At 34.6% G+C, this 18,655-nt stretch carries 19 protein-coding genes and 1 riboswitch; of the genes, 14 read left to right on the top strand and 5 right to left on the bottom strand.

The genetic code is table 11. The features are described 5' to 3' along the window. The coding region (locus tag HMPREF0367_RS01925) for an ABC transporter ATP-binding protein (protein WP_035400625.1) at positions 1-695 on the top strand (695 nt) is incomplete at its 5' end. Next, positions 688-2,262: a hypothetical protein gene (locus tag HMPREF0367_RS01920; RefSeq protein WP_035400623.1), complete on the top strand. Its 1,575-nt coding sequence runs from the start codon at positions 688-690 to the stop codon at positions 2,260-2,262. The genes HMPREF0367_RS01925 and HMPREF0367_RS01920, both read left to right, overlap by 8 nt. A 20-nt stretch (positions 2,263-2,282) precedes the next feature. On the opposite strand, the gene HMPREF0367_RS01915 is transcribed toward HMPREF0367_RS01920, so the two are convergent. Continuing rightward, complete coding sequence (locus HMPREF0367_RS01915; protein ID WP_035400620.1) at positions 2,283-2,756, bottom strand: pyridoxamine 5'-phosphate oxidase family protein; 474 nt, start codon at positions 2,754-2,756, stop codon at positions 2,283-2,285. Positions 2,757-2,984: 228 nt separating this feature from the next. Here HMPREF0367_RS01915 and HMPREF0367_RS01910 point away from each other — a divergent pair, with 228 nt between their 5' ends. The 7 genes from HMPREF0367_RS01910 (at position 2,985) to HMPREF0367_RS01880 (ending at position 10,944) form a co-directional block, all read left to right on the top strand. Continuing rightward, entirely contained in the window at positions 2,985-4,313 is a 1,329-nt protein-coding gene (locus HMPREF0367_RS01910) for an MATE family efflux transporter (protein ID WP_035400618.1), read from the top strand. 103 nt (positions 4,314-4,416) lie between these two features. After that, positions 4,417-4,502: riboswitch (SAM riboswitch) on the top strand. Between the two features lie 82 nt (positions 4,503-4,584). After that, positions 4,585-4,872 (top strand): hypothetical protein, encoded by a 288-nt coding sequence (locus tag HMPREF0367_RS01905; RefSeq protein WP_035400616.1) that lies wholly within the window; start codon positions 4,585-4,587, stop codon positions 4,870-4,872. Positions 4,873-5,784: 912 nt separating this feature from the next. Continuing rightward, on the top strand, positions 5,785-6,561 hold the full coding sequence (locus HMPREF0367_RS01900) for a sugar phosphate isomerase/epimerase family protein (RefSeq protein WP_035400614.1): 777 nt from the start codon (positions 5,785-5,787) through the stop codon (positions 6,559-6,561). Continuing rightward, positions 6,558-7,571, top strand: coding sequence for an ABC transporter substrate-binding protein (locus HMPREF0367_RS01895; RefSeq protein WP_035400612.1), 1,014 nt, complete (start codon positions 6,558-6,560; stop codon positions 7,569-7,571). The genes HMPREF0367_RS01900 and HMPREF0367_RS01895 overlap by 4 nt, the downstream gene beginning before the upstream one ends. A 5-nt stretch (positions 7,572-7,576) precedes the next feature. Beyond that, positions 7,577-9,205 carry an ABC transporter permease gene (locus tag HMPREF0367_RS01890; RefSeq protein WP_015536292.1) on the top strand — a complete coding sequence of 543 codons (1,629 nt, stop codon included), beginning with the start codon at positions 7,577-7,579 and terminating at the stop codon, positions 9,203-9,205. A gap of 1 nt (position 9,206) precedes the next feature. Beyond that, entirely contained in the window at positions 9,207-10,250 is a 1,044-nt protein-coding gene (locus tag HMPREF0367_RS01885) for an ABC transporter ATP-binding protein (protein WP_035400610.1), read from the top strand. Beyond that, positions 10,234-10,944, top strand: coding sequence for a phosphatase (locus HMPREF0367_RS01880; RefSeq protein ID WP_035400609.1), 711 nt, complete (start codon positions 10,234-10,236; stop codon positions 10,942-10,944). The genes HMPREF0367_RS01885 and HMPREF0367_RS01880 overlap by 17 nt, the downstream gene beginning before the upstream one ends. Before the next feature lie 251 nt (positions 10,945-11,195). On the opposite strand, the gene deoC is transcribed toward HMPREF0367_RS01880, so the two are convergent. Next, entirely contained in the window at positions 11,196-11,915 is a 720-nt protein-coding gene (gene deoC, locus HMPREF0367_RS01875) for a deoxyribose-phosphate aldolase (protein ID WP_035400608.1), read from the bottom strand. A gap of 93 nt (positions 11,916-12,008) precedes the next feature. Further along, on the bottom strand, positions 12,009-12,821 hold the full coding sequence (locus HMPREF0367_RS01870) for a GntR family transcriptional regulator (protein ID WP_035400606.1): 813 nt from the start codon (positions 12,819-12,821) through the stop codon (positions 12,009-12,011). Positions 12,822-12,933: 112 nt separating this feature from the next. On the opposite strand from HMPREF0367_RS01870, the gene HMPREF0367_RS01865 reads away from it, so the two are divergent. Continuing rightward, positions 12,934-13,488, top strand: coding sequence for a DNA-3-methyladenine glycosylase I (locus HMPREF0367_RS01865; RefSeq protein WP_035400604.1), 555 nt, complete (start codon positions 12,934-12,936; stop codon positions 13,486-13,488). Here the strand turns inward: HMPREF0367_RS01865 and HMPREF0367_RS01860 are convergent. Then, positions 13,485-14,369, bottom strand: coding sequence for a LysR family transcriptional regulator (locus tag HMPREF0367_RS01860; RefSeq protein WP_051335126.1), 885 nt, complete (start codon positions 14,367-14,369; stop codon positions 13,485-13,487). The genes HMPREF0367_RS01865 and HMPREF0367_RS01860 overlap by 4 nt on opposite strands. Before the next feature lie 111 nt (positions 14,370-14,480). Here HMPREF0367_RS01860 and HMPREF0367_RS01855 point away from each other — a divergent pair, with 111 nt between their 5' ends. The 4 genes from HMPREF0367_RS01855 to HMPREF0367_RS01840 are packed head-to-tail and all read left to right on the top strand — an operon-like array spanning position 14,481 to position 17,401. Next, on the top strand, positions 14,481-15,317 hold the full coding sequence (locus HMPREF0367_RS01855) for a DUF3737 family protein (protein WP_035400602.1): 837 nt from the start codon (positions 14,481-14,483) through the stop codon (positions 15,315-15,317). Beyond that, on the top strand, positions 15,304-15,666 hold the full coding sequence (locus HMPREF0367_RS01850) for a cyclophilin-like fold protein (protein WP_035400600.1): 363 nt from the start codon (positions 15,304-15,306) through the stop codon (positions 15,664-15,666). Before HMPREF0367_RS01855 ends, HMPREF0367_RS01850 begins: the two co-directional genes overlap by 14 nt. A 3-nt stretch (positions 15,667-15,669) precedes the next feature. Further along, positions 15,670-16,704 (top strand): aldo/keto reductase, encoded by a 1,035-nt coding sequence (locus tag HMPREF0367_RS01845; RefSeq protein ID WP_035400598.1) that lies wholly within the window; start codon positions 15,670-15,672, stop codon positions 16,702-16,704. Positions 16,705-16,717: 13 nt separating this feature from the next. Beyond that, on the top strand, positions 16,718-17,401 hold the full coding sequence (locus HMPREF0367_RS01840; RefSeq protein ID WP_035400596.1) for a carboxymuconolactone decarboxylase family protein: 684 nt from the start codon (positions 16,718-16,720) through the stop codon (positions 17,399-17,401). A gap of 16 nt (positions 17,402-17,417) precedes the next feature. Here HMPREF0367_RS01840 and HMPREF0367_RS01835 read toward each other — a convergent pair whose 3' ends face one another. After that, the gene (locus HMPREF0367_RS01835; RefSeq protein WP_035400594.1) at positions 17,418-18,248 is read right to left on the bottom strand and encodes a histidinol-phosphatase HisJ family protein; all 831 of its coding nucleotides are present in this window, start codon (positions 18,246-18,248) and stop codon (positions 17,418-17,420) included. Between the last annotated feature and the right edge of the window lie 407 nt (positions 18,249-18,655).

Below are 18,655 nucleotides of genomic sequence, written 5' to 3'. Positions count from 1 at the left end.
CACATGAAACAGCTGCCAGTACATTTGATACTAAAGATGTCTTAAAGGATGTCACATTCACTTTTGAGCCAGGGAAGATCTATGGCTTATTAGGAAGAAATGGTGCAGGGAAAACAACTTTGTTCAATTGTTTGAATCAAGATATTTCAGTTGATGGTGGAAGGTTTTATCTTGAAGATGAAATGGGCGAACATGATTTACGATTGGAAGATATAGGCTATGTATTATCAACTCCTCAAGTTCCTGAATTTTTAACAGCACGTGAATTTCTAAAATTTTTTATTGAAATTAATAAAGAGAGCCTGCAGGAAGAAAAAGAGATTGATGAATACTTTGATATCGTAAACTTGGAAAAGGAAGACAGGGATCGCTTGTTAAAGGATTTTTCGCATGGTATGAAAAATAAAATGCAGATGTTGATCAATATCATAGCTTCACCCAAAGTTTTATTATTGGATGAACCATTGACTTCTTTAGATGTTGTTGTCGCTGAAGAGATGAAAAATATATTAAGAGATCTAAAGCATGATCGTATCTTGATTTTATCAACACATATCATGGAGCTGGCATTTGATCTTTGCGATGAGATCGTTTTGTTGAGTCAGGGAGAGTTAAGAGCTGTATCTTCAACTTTAGATGAAGAAGAATTAAAAACAGATATCTTACGCATCTTGCAGGAGGAAGATCATGCTTAAATGTTTTTGGATATCATTTCAATTAAAAATGGCATATCGCATTAATTCAATTTTATATGCACTTCGACAAATTCCTCTTGTCAAAAAAGTAATACCTGTAACTTTATATGGGAATACGATTCTAAAAAATATTATTACGTGCATTGCTTTGTTATGGGAATTATTAAGTATATTTATCAATAAGGGTTTGTATGTTTTGGTGTTTGTTTTTGTTCCTGTTTTCTTTATATCCAATGATACAAAAATTTTGATGATCTTAAATATTCTGTTTTTCTTGACGATTGCTGGTGCCATTTCAAACAATACGATGTTTGATCCCACGAAAGATAAATATTACGCCATGATCTTGATGCGTATGGATGCTCGCAAATATACTTTGACTAACTATTTATACAATATGTTTAAGATATTGTTGGGAATGGGAAGCTCCTTGATTTGTTTACGTTTTTTCTTTAATATTCCTCTTTATATATGTATTTTGATACCTGTTTATATTGTTTTTTCTAAAATGATCAGTGCAACTTTTTCTTTATATCAGTTTGAGAAAAAGGGACAGATTCGTAATGAAAATAGCCCTGTATTTAAAGTTTGGGCAGGAATCATTATTTGTTGGATCTTGGCTTATGCAGTTTTATTTTTTCAAACTTTTTTACCTTTCTATGTATATATAGGAGCCATGCTTATTGTATGTATAGTGGGATTGATTTTATCCAGATATGTTTGGAACTATGGAAAATATAAAGAGATGTATCGAATCTTACTGCAGAATACGCCTTTAGATATGCAGGCGATCATGAAAGATGCACAAGCTAAAAATATAACTGATGCAATCAAAATGGATGAAACGATCACTAGTGATAAAACAGGCTATGCATATTTTAATGATTTATTTGTTAAACGTCATAAAAAAATCTTGTGGCGTTATTCCAAGAAATTGAGTTTGATCATCATAGGCGTTGCACTTGTGATTGGAATTGGAGAGCTCTTTTTTGATGAAGTGGGTATGATCGTACAAAAATTTGTGCTTGATTACTTACCATATTTTATCTTTATTTTGTATTCATTTAATTCTTCCAAGTCAGTTGTGCAGGCAATGTTTTACAATTGTGATCACAGCATGTTGACATATTCTTTTTATCGAAGACCAGAAGTAATCTATTCTTTATTCCGTTTGCGATTACGCTCTTTGATTATGATCAATCTACTTCCTGCCACTGCATTAGCTTTTGGACTTGATGTCTTATTTGCGTTAAGTGGAAGTGATGAAAGCTTACTGGTTTATCTAATTGTCTTTATATGTATTATTTCTACCAGTATCTTCTTTTCAATTCATTATTTAACTTGTTACTATTTGCTTCAGCCATATAATGAATTTACCGAAACTAAGAGTGCGACATATAGTTTAGTTATGTCTTTGACATATGGAATTTGTTTTGCCTTTATTTATCTACATATGAGTACATATGTCTTTGGAACGATCATGACTATATTCTCTTTAGTTTATATTGCGATTTCGTATCGATTGGTTTATAAAAAAGCCAGCCAGACATTTCGACTTAGACGATAAAAGTAGCATAACGCTACTTTTTATTTTTTTATAAGTTCAACGGCTTGTTTCCCAGTGATTTTTACGATATTCATTTTTAAAATGACAAGATTGTTTATTCCAGTTTGTATTTCTTTTTCTAAGGCTTCTTCGGTGTTGTTTGGGGCATATTTTGATCCTAGTTTTTTTAAAGGTTCAATTTTAGATTCATTGTCTTCAAGGATCTCAATGTTGCCAAAGACAATAACGCTTTTAAAATATGTAGTATATTCTAAAGGTTGGATTACATCTTGATCGATTATACAAAAAGATACTTTTGGGTTCTTTTGTAAGATATCGATCTTATGTCCTTCTTTTGCACTGTGAAAATAAATGCAGTTTTCATCATAGACATAGCTTAGTGGCAAGGCATATGGATACGATTCCTTATCACATAAAGCCAGTGTTCCAGAATGATTTTTTTGTAGGATGTGTAGACATTCATCATATGGTAGTTCTTGTTTAAAACGTCGCATAGAAGTTCTCCTTTTTTATAACTATACTCAAAGTAAGATGCTGGTTCAATAGGTGTTAAAGATAAGTTAAAGGTATTGCCTAATAAAAATGTTTTCAATATAATAGATGCGAAAATGAAATGGGCACTTCTTGCCGCCGGGTAAGAAGTTTAGCGCTCAAACTTTCTATCCGTAGGCCGTTGGAGATGGAAAGCTTGGACGCTATTTTTTTGTGTTAGGAGTGAGGATATGGAAAAACGGTCATACTTAAAAGAATTTACGAACTATACTTTTTTAAGTGTATTAGGTACTTTAGGTGTTTCTTGTTACATATTGGCGGATACATTTTTTATTTCCAAAGGCCTTGGTGCCAATGGATTAACGGCATTGAATTTGGCAATTCCTGTATATAACTTTATCTATGGAACAGGCTTAATGTTAGGCATGGGGGCTGCCACAAGATTTTCGGTTTGTAAAAGTCAGGGAAGACAAGATGAAATCAATCGTCTGTACTCAAATACGATTTTTATTTCTTTGATTTTTTCAGTTATATACATGTTGCTGGGCGTTTTCTTTTCGAAAGATATCGCATCTTTACTAGGTGCTGATACCAGTGTTTTGGAACTGACGAATACATATCTATATTGGTTGATGTTATTTGCACCATCCTTTATTTTGAATAATGTATTTTTATGTTTTGTACGAAATGATGGAAGTCCACATCTTGCAATGGCAGCTATGTTAATAGGAAGTTTTTCAAATATCATGTTAGATTATGTGTTTATCTTTCCGATGAACATGGGTATCTTTGGGGCTATTTTTGCGACTGGCCTTTCGCCAATCATCAGTATTTTGATCATGCTTCCTCATTGGATCAAAAAGAAAAATACATTCCATTTTATTTGGACTAGATTGAAATTCTATATCTTTAAACAAGATGTTGCATTGGGGTTTCCTTCTTTAGTATCTCAAGTATCTGGGGGTATAGTCATGATCGTTTTTAATATGATCATCCTTGGATTGGCTGGAAATACCGGCGTTGCAGCTTATGGTGTGGTAGCTAATATATCGCTTGTGATCATTGCGATATACACAGGTATTGGGCAAGGGATCCAACCTTTGGTCAGCACATTTTATGGTAAGGGTGAAAAATACATGGCTAGAAAAATGTTAAATTACGCCATGATTACTATGCTGATATTATCGTTTGTTATTTATACATGCATCTACTTGTTTGCTGATCCAATTACATCTGTATTTAACAGTGAAAATAATATGGCTTTGCAAGAAATTGCAGTAACAGGTTTAAAAATTTATTTTATCGCCAGTCCATTTATTGGCTATAACATCATTTTATCAACTTTCTTTACCTCTGTTGAAAGAGCGATTCCGGCTTACGTCTTATCTTTATTACGTGGTTTTATCTTAATCATACCTTTTGCCTTCTTGTTGTCTGTATTATGGTCAATGACAGGGGTATGGATGACTTATCCAGTGGCTGAATTTTTAACAACTGTAATAGGTGTTATTCTGTATGAGCGTATCAAAAGAAAAGAAATCGTTCATCTAGAGATTTGATTCTTTCCTTAATGAACGATAAAACTTTTGTTTATACTGGTTAAATGGTTTAAAAAGTGATAAACGTGTTTACAATAATCTATTGAATAGAATATAATCTAGATACCTATAAAGAGTGTGCGAGAGACAAGCTCATTGACCACACAGCAACCTACCAATGGCAAGGTGCTAAAGCTTGAATGATAGGATCAAATTAGAAAATATATGATCCTGTCATGACGATGGGATCGTTTTTTTTGTCCTCTTTATAGGTGAAAAGGAGGAACTAAAAATGAATAATGTAAAAATGATCTTAGAAAAGTATGGAAAGGATACAATTTGGTTTTATTTAAAAGATGATAAAACTGAAGAAAACTTTAAAAAAGAATTAATGGAATTAGGTGCAACATGGATGAGTGGAGAAAAGCTGGAAAAACATCATCGTTTATCATATTACATAGCTGCTCATTCAGATAAAACGATTGCGTTTATATCAAGTATGTGTTGGGAAATGTCATTTGCGACAAATAAGGAAATTGTTCATGTCGATTATTCTTCATTAAAAAGAATAAATTTTTAAAATAAGTACATATTAAATACAATCAATAAATATAATCAATACAATATAAATGTAAATAATTGATAGGAGTCGAGTTCGAATAGTGAAACGACATTAGAAGTAAAAACCAACTCTTGCAAATTATGCAGTAGTTGGTTTTATTTTAGAAAAAATGATCCAATTCGAGTGCATTTTGGATACATTATAAAACTGAAAATGATTAAAAGTAAGTATGATTTGTAAATTTAATATAGAAGAATTGATAAAAATCAATGTGAGATAAACTAAAATGGTATAAAGAAATCGTGTTCGAGCGAAAAGTATTTAAAAAAGGTTAATATATATTAGGGAATTAAATGATATGGATGATTATATGGATACAGAATTTATAAATCCAGAATGTGATGGAAAATAGGGGTTGTTAAGGGAAATGTGTAAGTGATTTTTAAATGAATATTGGCATGCTTATTATGCAAAACATTGTTTAAAGGTAAGTGATGATAACCACGAAATGTCAGGCAGTTGTACCTAATAACTGCCTGGCTGTTGTTTTATTGATCCATCTTTTTAAAGACGGATATATTTGTTGATTCATTCATTGAATAGATTCTTCACTATGAGCTGGTTAAATACCATCGATCAATTTGGTATATCCTGTTAGATCTTTTTTTGGTCAGATACTCTTGTTTTAACAAATAGATTTCTTTGGATATGGATCAAACATTTTGAAACATGGACGAAAGTGACAGCATCAAAAGTAGGAATATATAAGAATAGTAAAAATCAATTTTAATAATAATTGTTTGAATTATAGTTAGTTAATTTTTAGCCTTAAGTTAAAAGCTTTCAATCTTTACGAGTATTTTACACTTCATTAACTTTAAATGAACGTTCGTTTGTTATTATCAATCATGGAGAAAGTGGTGAAGATTAATGAAATTCTATTTTTCTTCGACATTGATGTGGGAAGCGACAAGCCGAGAAATCGTTGAAATGGCGAAGGCAAATGGCTATGAGGGTGTGGAGCTTTGGGCGCAACAAGTCGAATCTTGTGCTTTGGACATGAATGAATGGATCCAAGCTTGCCAAGCAACAAACATTAAAACGATCATCCATGCCAAAAGCTGGGACTTGAATTATGCCTCTGTCAACGAAGGAATTCGAAAGGCATCGATTAAAGAAATCAAAACGTCCATCGATTTGGCAAGAAAAGTAGGAAGCAATGTCATCACCTTGCATCCTCCGAGATGTTCTTTGTTTGTAGATAAGGAAACGAAAAGGCGAGCTAGACAAAATTTGGTAGAAATCGTAGATTATGCGGACTTACAAGATGTTCATGTTTCCGTAGAATTGATGGAAAAGATTCCGAAAGAGTTTGTAACAACGCCGGAGGAAATGGCTGATTTTATTCGAGATGTTAAAGATTCTGTGAGTATTACATTGGATCTTGCGCATTGTCAGAGCACAGAAGAATTTATGGCATATCGAAATAAATTGAGTCCAATTTCAAAGTTTCATATCACAAATAAAATCGGAAAGAAATTGCATACGCCGATAAGTGAGCCAGGAGATTTGGACATCGTTCAAGTTTTACATCAGTTAAAGCATGATGATGTTCCGGTAGTCGTCGAAGGGTTTGCGATAGGAAGAAACTTTGAGCGTGTGCGAAAAGAAACAGAATTTCTAAAGGAATGGGAGAAAGAACAATGAAAAAATTAGGTGTATTGGCAATGGCTGGAATGATGGCTTTGGCGACTGGATGTCAAGCGCAAACAAGTACATTAACAGAAGATACGACTAGCCTTTCAGGAAGTTTGACGGTCTATACTTCTCAGCCGGAAGAGGATATTCAAGCTTTAGTTGAAGGTTTTAATGAGATTTATCCAGATGTAACAGTAGATATTTTCCGTAGTGGAACAGAAGAAGTCGTAAGTAAAGTATTGGCTGAAAAAGAAGTGGGTTCTGTATTGGCGGATGTATTGTTAGTATCGGATGCAACAACGTTTGAGGCATTGAAAGCAGAGGATATTTTAGAATCTTATGAATCGCCAGAATTGGAAGGAATCAGCGAAGAATACTATGATACTGATCATACATACACAGGGACAAAGATCTTAACGACGGGTGTTGTTTATAATACAGATCTAGTTGATGGTGAAGTGAAAGGGTTTGCTGATTTGACAGGCGAGGCAGCAAAAGACAATGTGGTCATGCCTAGTCCACTTTATTCAGGTGCTGCATCTTATAACTTGAGCGTATTGACGCAGACTGATGGATTTGGATGGGATTTCTATCAAGCTCTAAAGGATAACAATGTAGCTGTTGAACAAGGAAATGGAACGGTTTTACAAGCGGTTACGGATGGGACAAAGGCCTATGGAATGATCGTTGACTACATGGCTTTGCGAGCAAAGGCTGATGGCGCAAAAGTAGAATTTGTATATCCTGAAGAAGGATCTTTGGTAATCACTGAGCCAATTGGGATGGTCAAAGATTGTGCAAATTCTGATCAAGCAAAGGCATTCATCGATTATATCTTGTCTGAAGAGGGTCAAACAAAAACCGCTGAAATTGGATATACGCCAATCAAAGAGGGTGTAGAGGCTCCGGAAGGATTTAAAAAGGCTGACGAAATCAATGCGATTTCTGTTGATATCGAAAAAGTCGTAGAAACAAAGGAAGCAGACAAAGAGCAGTTTGCGACGATGTTTGGGGCTTAAGAAAAATGAATCGAAAGGGAATAAATATAGCGGTCTCCGCTATATTTGTTTTCGTTGTAGTGTTTGTCTTCATTATGCCAATTCTAAGATTGGTGTTGATGAGCCTTACAACGGATGATGGATTATCTATACAGAATTTTGTGGTTTTGTTGGCGCAAGAACGAACAAGGGAGGCAATATTAAATACATTATTGATTTCCGTACTATCTACGGTTATTGCAGTAGTGTTTGGATCTTTGTTTGCGTTTTTAGTTGCTTATACAAATATTTCAAACAAGCGTTGGATAGAACTGCTAGTCTTGGCTCCTTATATCATTCCTTCTTATGTCATTACTTTGTCTTGGAGCGAAATGCTTTCGAGTCGTGGATTGATCAATAGTTTTTTAACATCTTTATCTTTGCCAGAAATCAATATCTATTCGTTGCCAGGAATCATTTTAGTCATGGGAATCTGCAATGTTCCTGTTGTCTACTTGATTGTGATCAATATGTTGCGAAAGATTCCGAAAGATATGGAGTGGGCTGCTCGTGTTAGTGGTTATGGTTTAAAAGATGTGATAACGAAAATCACTCTAAAACTGGCATCTCCTGCTATAGCTAGTGGTGGTGTTCTTGCATTTTTGGCATCGATTGATAATTTTAGCATTCCTGCATTTTTAGGAATTTCGGCGGGTATTCCTGTATTAAGCACATATATCTATGAAAATGCGATAAGTTTTGGTCCTTCTTCTTTCAATCTAGCGGCGGCTTTATCGATTTTATTATCGGTGATTGCATTGGGAGGTTCTTTGATTCAGTTGCGTTTTGTGGCCAAGGGATCTCAGATGGAAAGTGTAAAAGAAGATTATTCGATACGTGTCTATATTGGCAAGAAAAAGGTGAGAGTAATCAACTTTGTGTTGATGTTCTTCTTGATTTGTATAAACATCGTACCTTTATTAGGGATGATGGTATCAAGTTTCTATAATACATACGGTACGCGTCTAACGTTAGAGAACTTTGAATTTGTTTTTACGAATCAAAGTGTTAGAAATTCAGTGTTTAATAGTGTCTTTTTGACTTTGCTTACTTGTGTTGTGTGTATCGTGATCGGAACGACGATCGCGTATCTTAAAGTTCGTAAAAATTCTAAGGTTGCGTATTTCATTGAGTCTTCGGCATCTTTGACATACGCACTTCCAGGGATTGTTTTGGCTTTGGCTATGATTTTTCATTGGGGAAAAGTCCCAGGTGTTTATGGTACAATCAAGATTCTTGTGATTGCCTACATTACCCGGTATATGATTTTACAAATCAAAGGCAGTACGACTGCTTTATTGTCTGTGGAATCTAGCCTAGAAGAAGCGGCTCGAATGAGTGGGAGTAAGCCTGTTCATGTGTGGCGCAAGATCATTATTCCTTTGATTACGAAACCAGTTTTATCGAGCTCTTTTTTGATTTTTGTCTCTGCTTGCAGCGAATTGACTTTATCAAGTATGCTGGCGGCAGCGAATACAAAAACGATTGGATTGACGATATTCAATTTAAAACAAGGTGGTTCATATAGTTATTCGTATGCGATGTCGACAGTGATGGTCGTGGTGATCGTATTCCTATATTTTGTGGCAAACCGCCCAAAGAAAGGAAGGAAGTAAAATGAGTTTTACAATTGAACATTTAACAAAAAAATTTGGCAATTTCACTGCCATCAACGATATTGGGTTTTCCATTGAAGAAGGGGATTTTTTAGCAATTCTAGGACCTAGTGGATGTGGAAAAACAACGATGCTTAGGATCATCGCTGGATTTGAGGAACCAACACAAGGTTCTGTTAGCTATTCCGATCAAGTATTGACGAGTACATCAGTGAATATTCCTGTTGAAAAAAGAGAAATTGGAATGGTTTTTCAATCGTTTGCGTTATGGCCTCATATGACCGTAGAAGAGCATGTTAATTTTCCGCTTCAAAGCAAACGTTGTAAAATGTCTGCAGATGAAAAGAAAATTGCCAGTAAGGAAGCGATCGAGGCTATGCGTCTACAGACGATGGTCGATCGTTATCCAGGGCAATTGTCGGGTGGACAAAGACAGCGTGTAGCTTTGGCAAGAGCTATCGTTGGCAAGCCAAAGATTCTTTTGATGGATGAACCATTAAGTGCTTTAGATGCAGAATTAAAAATGAGCATGCGCAAAGAAATTCAAGATATCCATCGAATGACCAAGGCGACGATCATTTATATTACGCATGATCAAAGTGAAGCTTTAGCTTTGGCTGATAAGATTATTATTATGAAAGATGGTCAAATCGAACAGATGGGAACGCCTGAAGAAATTTATAATCTTCCAATGACCGAATTTGTTGCTTCGTTTGTATCGAAATCAAATTTAATCAATGGAGATTGGGATAACGACATATTTACTTGTGCAGATGGAAAATTTGTCTTTGATGGATCAAAGATCCATGATTCTTTTAAAGAAAAGCATATTTGTCCAATTCGTCCAGATCAGCTTGATATAGTGGAGGCAGGATACGGGTTGGATGGTGTATTGGCGTCGATTCAATATAATGGACGAGAAAATCATTATTCCATTCAAGTGGATGATCAATTGTTTACTGTTTATTCTTCTGCGGTTCCTTTTCAAGTGGGAGATCGAGTTTCTTTGATCCCTAGAAAGGATAATTATGAAACCGTTATGTGATTTACATACGCACACGGTTGCGAGTGGGCATGCCTATAGTACGTTATTAGAAAATGTGCATATGGCAGCGATGCGCGGACTCAAAGTCTATGGACATAGTGATCATGCGCGTTTGATGCCTGGGACGACAGATGAAATTTATTTTACTAATTTTAAAGTCATTCCAAGAGAAATCGAGGGCGTTCGTATTCTTCATGGAATCGAGGCAAATATATTGGATGAATTAGGTACAATCGATGTGTCACAAAAACTGTATCATAAACTTGATTACATCATTGCGAGTCTACATTCACCAACATTTAAAAGTTTGGGCATGGAAATGAATACGCAAACATTGCTTCGTGTAATGGATAATCCATATGTCAAAATCATTGGACATCCAGATGATGATCGCTATCCTCTTGATATCGAAGCCATCGCTAAAGCGGCAAGCGAAAAGAAAGTGGTCTTAGAACTAAATAACGGTTCATTAAATCCTCTTTCTACACGCGTTAACGGAAAAGCCAATATAATTAAGATGTTAGAAGCATGCAAGAAGTATGATACGATGATCTTAATGGGTACAGATGCTCATATTTGTTTTGAAGTTGGTGATTTCGAAGCTTCTCTTCAATTATTAAAAGAAGTCAATTTTCCAAAGGAGTTAGTCATCAATTTTGAGCTTTCTCGTTTGAATATGGTTTATAATCAATAATTGATAATTACAATTAGTTTATTCATTTTTCTCTCTTTTTCATTTAGCCCACTTTTGTGGGCCTTTTTTGTTTGGATACATTTAAGAATAAATTGCAATTAATATTTAAAGTCAAGTTAAAGGTATACGGTGTTGTTCCATTAGATTGTACGAGCATAAAAAATACTTTTTGTGCTAAGTTATTTATTAATAAATTTTGATGGTAAATAAAAATCAGACAATTCGATAGAATCATCTGATTTTTTTATTAATTATCGTTTTAAGTCTAATACAACAGGAACAGATTTATAACCAACACCCATACGATCGATTCCCATATCGATCAATTGTAGGAAGTGTTCTCTTGTACGGATACAACCGCTTCCTTTAACCTGACATTTGTCCTGTACTTCTTCCTGCATGATCTTGATCACTTCTACTGTTGCACCGTGGGCTTCAAATCCTGTCAAGAATCCAGTACTTGTTTTGACAAAGTCAACACCAGCTTCAATACCACAGTGGCAAGCTTTTCGAATCTGTTCTTCATTCAAAGCATCGGTTTCAAAGATAACCTTGACTGGGACATTCTTTTCATGGCATACATCAACGACTGCCTTGATATCTTCAGTAACTTTGTCATAAAGACCACTGCGAATCCAGCCAAAGTTAGCTACAACATCAAGTTCTCCGATAACATCGGCGTAGTTATCAACCAAGATCTTTGCCTGAGCGATTTTAGATTCAGTGGAACTTGTTCCAAAAGGGAAATCACATACAGGACATAGTTTTGTGTCAGAGCCTTCTACATAAGGTTTACACAAATCCATATAACCTGGATTGATACAAATTGTGGCACAACCTAATTCCACGCCATCTTTTGTCAACTCGATGATCTGCTCTTCGGTAAATTCAGGTTTTAATACGGAATAGTCGATGTAAGATGCTAATTCTTTTGTGCTCATTTCACTTGCTTTTTTTGTAGGATGTTTCATTATTTTACCTTCTTTCTTTATTGTAACAAATGTATGGTACAATTACACATATACTATAAAACGATTGTAAAATAGTGTCAAGAATAAGAGAAATTAAATATTAAGACTTCTTTGAATCTGAACGGGAATGGTTTCGTTTGATGAGTTTTTGTATAATTCCATCATAAATATACACTTATCAGAGCGAGTTATGGATGTGGTGTATTCCAGTACATCTCCGTTTTTTGTATTAGATATACGAGTGATCTTAAATCCAGGTACATTCTGTTTACAGTTTAGAAGCTTTTTGTCCTGATCGGATAAGAAAACAGCTTCAATACTCTCTGTGGCGTGGTAAGGAACAAGTAAATACTTTTCAGAAAGAATGGCATATAAAGAATGACTGGAAAAGTCATAGGACTCAATACCAGGACATAAATAATAAGGGATATAAGTACTTTCACATAGAATAGGATCATTATTTCCTTTGCGAATTCGCTTTAACAAGAATACTTTTGTGTTTGAATCCGGTAATTTAAGAGCTTCTTTAATATGATCATCCACATGTTCAAGAACAGTACATTCTAGAACACATGAAGATGGAGTTACACCAATGTTTTGCATATTTTCAGAGAAGTTATAAAGGTAATTGATGTTTCTTTTTAATTTAGGACTGGCAATAAAAGAACCTTTCCCTCTTCTTCGAATCAAATAACCATCTTCAATCAACATCTCCATTGTTTTTCGAACCGTAGATCGACTGATGTTTAATGTTTCACAAATGGAAACCTCAGGAAACATTTGATCTCCTTCTTTTAAGATACCCGTCAATATCAGTCGTTTAAAATAGTCATAAAGCTGTTGGTATAAAGGGGTCGTATTATCTAGATTTAAATGAAAAGTATCTTTAAAATAATTAATATCCATAAGCATCTCCTATATTGTTCTAATTGTATCTATTATACCATACTTTTTAAACATCAATATGAAGGAAACCAAAATAAGAAATTTATTGTAGAATAAATAAAGAGGTGTAAAAATGAATCGATGTCAATGGTGTAATGAAAAGAACGAAAAGTATGTTTTGTATCATGATGAAGAGTGGGGCGTACTACGATTGGATGATGAATATTTATTTGAAATGCTTGTGCTTGAATCTTTTCAAGCGGGATTATCCTGGGAATGTGTTCTAAATAAAAGAGAAGCGTTTCGCCAGGCATTTGATGGTTTTGATCGTTTTAAGATCCAGCTATATGATGAATCGAAAGTTGAAGAATTACGATCAAATCCAGATATAATTCGAAATCGTTTAAAAATACAGGCGACGATCCAAAATGCACGTATCTTTTCGGATATTGTAAAAGAAAAAGGATCTTTTAGAGCATATCTAGAAGAATTTACAGATGGTAAGATTTATTATGAGAGAAATCTTACACATTCAACTCTATCGGATGCGATTTCTAAAGATCTAAAAAAGAAAGGTATGAAATTTGTGGGAACTACGATAATTTATTCGTATCTGCAGGCAATTGGAATTATAAACTCACATGATGAAACATGTTTTAAATACGTAAAAAAAGAAGATCGAAATTAACTGGAGTAGATCTTCTTTTTGATTAGAGATAAAAATGCCTGAGCGGCAGGTGAAAAAGTCTGGTATTTTTTTGTGACAATATATACATCAACCGAAAGTTCAGGAACAATCATACGAAAGGTCAGATTTCTGCCAGCTGTATTGACAAGATCTTTTAGACATAATGCATATCCAATACCATGTTCAACCATAAAGGTTGAGTTATAGATCAAATTATATGTTCCTACGATATTTAATAAAGAATCAGCTGAGTTAAACCAGTCAACATTTTGATGACCTGCATATATTTGATCACCCAATAATATTGGTAAAGATTTAAGTTGATCGATATTGATGTATTCTTGTTTAGCTAGCTCACAATCCGCAGGTATCAATAATCCATATATATCTTTTCGATATAAATTTAAATACTCATATTTATCCTGACGTACTGGGCCTAGTAAAAGTCCCATATCATCAATTCCTTTATCGATTCGTTCCATGATGGCATCTGCGTTGCCGCTGTATGTACGTAAAAGAATATTAGGATGTTGACTATGAAATTCTTCCATCCATTCGGCAAGCATATCCATGACGATCGTTTCACCGCATCCTATTGAGATTTGCCCAGCGAGTTCTTTTTCTTCACCAGAAAGTGAAAGCTCTGTTGTTTTAATAAGATCTAATATTTCCTGAGCTCTTTTTTGAAGGAAGGTTCCTTCCTGGGTCAATGTAATTTTTCTTTTTCCACGAATAAATAACTGTTTACCTAGTTTTTCTTCTAATTCCATCATTTGTTTTGATAAAGTAGACTGACTGATATATAACGATTTTGCAGCCTGCGATATATTTTTTTGATGGCTTAGAACTAAGAAATATTCAAGAAGTCTAGTTTCAATCATAATAACCACCTATTTATATTTTAACATTCCTAAAAAGCATAATAAAGCATGCAATATAACTATTTGCGATATAAATATTTTCTGATTATAGTTAAGACAGGAAGTGATGATATGAAAATAGAGAATAAATCGTTTGATGAAGAACGCGCTTTTTATGGAGAAAGACAATTAATTATTGAACACTGTCAGTTTGATGGCCCACAGGATGGTGAAAGTGCTTTTAAAGAATGTGAAGATATACAAGTTTATTCAACCTATTTGAATTTGCGTTATCCATTTTGGCATGATCATGGTTTAAAGATCATAAGCAGTGATATGACAAAGAATTGTCGTGCTGCACTATGGTATTCTGATCATATTGAAATCAAAGATACCAAGATGCATGGAATCAAGGCATTGCGAGAATGCGATGATATTTTGATCAAAAACTGCAGCATTGATTCTCCAGAATTTGGGTGGATGTCTCATAATGTGTATATACAAGATACTAAGGCTATCAGTGAGTATTTTTTAATGAGAGCTTCAAATATCAATCTTAAAAATACACAGTTTAAAGGGAAGTATTCTTTTCAATATGTAAAAAATGGTTTGATCGATCATTGTGAGCTGGATACAAAAGATGCATTTTGGCATTCCGGAGATATTTGGGTCAAAGACTGTATATTAAAAGGAGAATATCTAGGATGGTATAGTAAAAATCTGGTTCTTGAAAATTGTACGATCATAGGAACACAGCCATTTTGTTATTGTGAAGGATTACGATTGATAAATTGTAAGATGATCGACACAGATTTGGCGTTCGAAAGATCTCAAGTCAATGCGACTATCACAACACCTGTTATCAGTATTAAAAATCCTTACCAAGGAAGGATCGTTGTCCCAGGCGTCAAGGAGCTGATTTTAGATGATCCTAACGCTAAAGGGGAAATAGTTTATGCCACAAATTAATATTCAAATCCATGATCATGATCTATTAGTAGAAATGATCGATAATTCATCTTCAAAGGCTTTGATCAAAAGACTTAAACAATCTGATATTGTGTTGGAGATGAAAGAGTTTGCGAACATGGAAAAGTTTGGGGCGTTAGATAAAAAATATCCTCAAAACGATGAGTGGGTTACGACTTTGTGCAGGGATGTGATCTTATCGGAAGGATATTTGCTGGTCATTTATTATGCACCAAATACTTGGAATTTTACAAAGATTGGAAAAGTGATCAATGTCAGTGATGGAGAGTTTAAAAGAATTTTAGGTAAAGGCAATGTACATGCCAGAATTCATTTGGTAAAGGAGTAAGACATGAAAAAAAGAAGGTTAGGAAACAGCGATTTAATGGTTTCTGAAATTTGTATGGGTTGTATGGGATTTGGAGATCCAACAAGAGGACAGCATACATGGACATTGGATGAAAAAAGTTCCAGAGAAATCATCATACAGGGGCTTGAAGCAGGCATTAATTTCTTTGATACCGCAATTGCTTATCAAAGCGGAACCAGCGAAAAGTATTTAGGAAAAACAATTCAAGAAGTTTCTAATCGAGATGATGTTATCATCGCAACCAAGTTTTTGCCTAAAAACGATGAAGAAATTGAAAAAGGAATCAATGGTATTCAACATGTGGAAAATATGTTGAACAAAAGTTTGGAAAACTTAGGTATGGACCATGTCGATCTATACATCTATCATATGTGGGATCATAGAACACCATTGATTGAAATTCTAGAAGGGTTAAATAAACTTGTAAAACAAGGAAAAACAAGATATATAGGAATATCCAATTGCTTTGCGTGGCAGCTTGCTCAGGCTAATGATCTGGCTCGTGAGCGTAATTTAACGCCGTTTGTTTCCGTACAGAATCATTACAATTTGATTTTTAGAGAAGAAGAAAGAGAAATGAAAGCTTTTTGTGAACAGGAAAACATCGCAATGACACCATATAGTTCTTTGGCAGGCGGACGTTTATCGAAACATTTAAATGAGACATCAAAACGATTACAGGAAGATGATTACGCCAGACTAAAATATGATAGTACGAAAGAGGTAGATCAAAAGATCATCGAAAGAGTGGAAGAATTAGCCAGCGCTCATCATACATCCATGAGTGCGATTTCTTTAGCCTGGCTTTTGACCAAAACGACCTCACCAATCGTAGGGATGACAAAACCAAGTCATGTAAAAGGGGCTATTGATGCCTCCAATCTAGTCTTGAACAAAGATGAAATACATTATTTAGAAGAACTGTATGTCCCTCATAAATTGGTCGGTGTCATGGCACAAAATACGAAAGAATCATCCAATGAAGCTCATGTCTGGAGTGCACAAGAAAAACAATAAGGAGGAAGAAAAAATGAGTACAGTAAAAACAGATGCACAATTTATGGAAAGATTTGAAAACTTTGCGTTTAAAGAAGTTGTTGAAGAAGAAAGCGTTGCCTTGGAAACAAATACACGCTATTTAGCTATTCTTGCAAGCTTGGTAGGAAGCCAGGGATTGGATGCCTATAAGTTTATTTTAAACAAAGCCTTGGATGAAGGTATGGATCCAATCATGGTCAAAGAAATGGTCTATCAATCAATTGATTATGTTGGTATGTCAAGGATGTGGAGCTTTTTAGCAGCAACCAATGAAATTTATCGGGAAAGAAATATTTCTTTGGATGCTGGAGAAGCGACAACAACGATGTCTGATCGTCTTGAAAAAGGTGCCCAGGCACAAGTTGAGATCTTTGGAGAACATATGAAGGAAGCTTGGAAAACATCTGTGGTAAATCGCTGGTTAGCTGCAAATTGCTTTGGCGATTATTATACAAGAACAGGTTTAGATCTAGCGCAAAGAGAAATGATCACCTTCTGTTTTTTGATGGCTCAAGGGGGCTGTGAACCACAGCTGATTGCCCATTCAAAAGGGAATATGAATATGGGAAATGATGCAGAGTTTTTAAAGAAAGTGGTTCATCAATGTTTACCATATATTGGATATCCTAGAAGTTTGAATGCTTTAAATGCGATTGATAAAGCTCAAGAAGCATAAAAAAATCTATGAAGTATCATAGATCGTGAAAAATTGGTTTCATTTGATCAAAGGTGCAAAAAGCTTGAAATCCAAGTTCTTTTAATAAGATTTTGGATTCTTCGATTTGCCAACCTAAATGTTCAGGCTTATGAGAGTCAGAACCAATGGTTATGATTTCTCCACCTAACTGATGATAAAGTTTTAATATTTCAAGTGAAGGAGTCGTATCTTTTAAACCATATCGTTTAGATGAGGTGTTGATTTCGATTCCTTTTTTATCTTGGATGACAACTTTTAAGATTTTTTCGATGAAAGGTTTTATTTTTTCAAAAGGATAAATGCCGGCAAGGTCATATCGATTAATCAGATCCATATGCCCCAATACACTGTAGTTTTTATAATTGGATACGAGCTTATGCATGGCTTCATAATAGCCTTCATTATATTCTTGCTGGGTCTTGTCTTTCTGGTATCCCTGATTCCAGAATTCAAGGTCATTGATTTCATGAATTGAAAGAATGATAAAGTCAAAGGAATATTTTTGGAATAAGGCTTCGTATTGAGGAATGGTGTGCATCTGCATCCCAAACTCCATGCCTGTTTTGATGGTGATTTGAGTACCATATCGTTGTTTCATTTCTTCAATAGTTTTCATGTAGTTAGGATAATCACAATTGGTCAATGGTTCATTTTGACGATAGATGATCTTTTTTCCAGGTTCCTGATCAAATTTGATTCCATAGTCTACATGTTCTGTGAAGCAAATCTCATCCATATGCATAGAAATTGCATCTTGAATGACTTCTTCCATCGGATAAATGGAGTCATCGCTGAAGTCTGTATGAACGTGATAATCGGCAAACATAGGATCCCTCTTCTCTAGTGATAGTATTTTATCATATTTAGGTAGAATAAATGAGATTCTATACTGAAAACAAAGGGGTATAGAGGTACATATTGTTGACTCTGACATAATTCAACTTTACCTTATAATTGGATGAAAACAATACTTTCCAGATATTGAAAAGCGACCAATCATAAAGACTGACCGCTTTGTATAATACTGGATATGAAATTGTTAAATTAGGATTTATCTATTTCAAGTCAAAAAGAGAATTTTCATAGTCCTTTACATAGTATCGCATATTTTTACGACCTTTTTTAATAATAGTATGTCCCTCTGCTTCTAATTTCTCTTTTTGTGCTTCAATACCATTTGGATATTTAGCATTTAGTTCTCCGTTTGCTTTCAATGTTCTCCAATAAGGTGTT

Source organism: Faecalitalea cylindroides ATCC 27803 (assembly GCF_000469305.1).
GTDB lineage: Bacteria > Bacillota_I > Bacilli_A > Erysipelotrichales > Erysipelotrichaceae > Faecalitalea > Faecalitalea cylindroides.
This window is presented reverse-complemented; position numbering and strand designations above follow the sequence as displayed.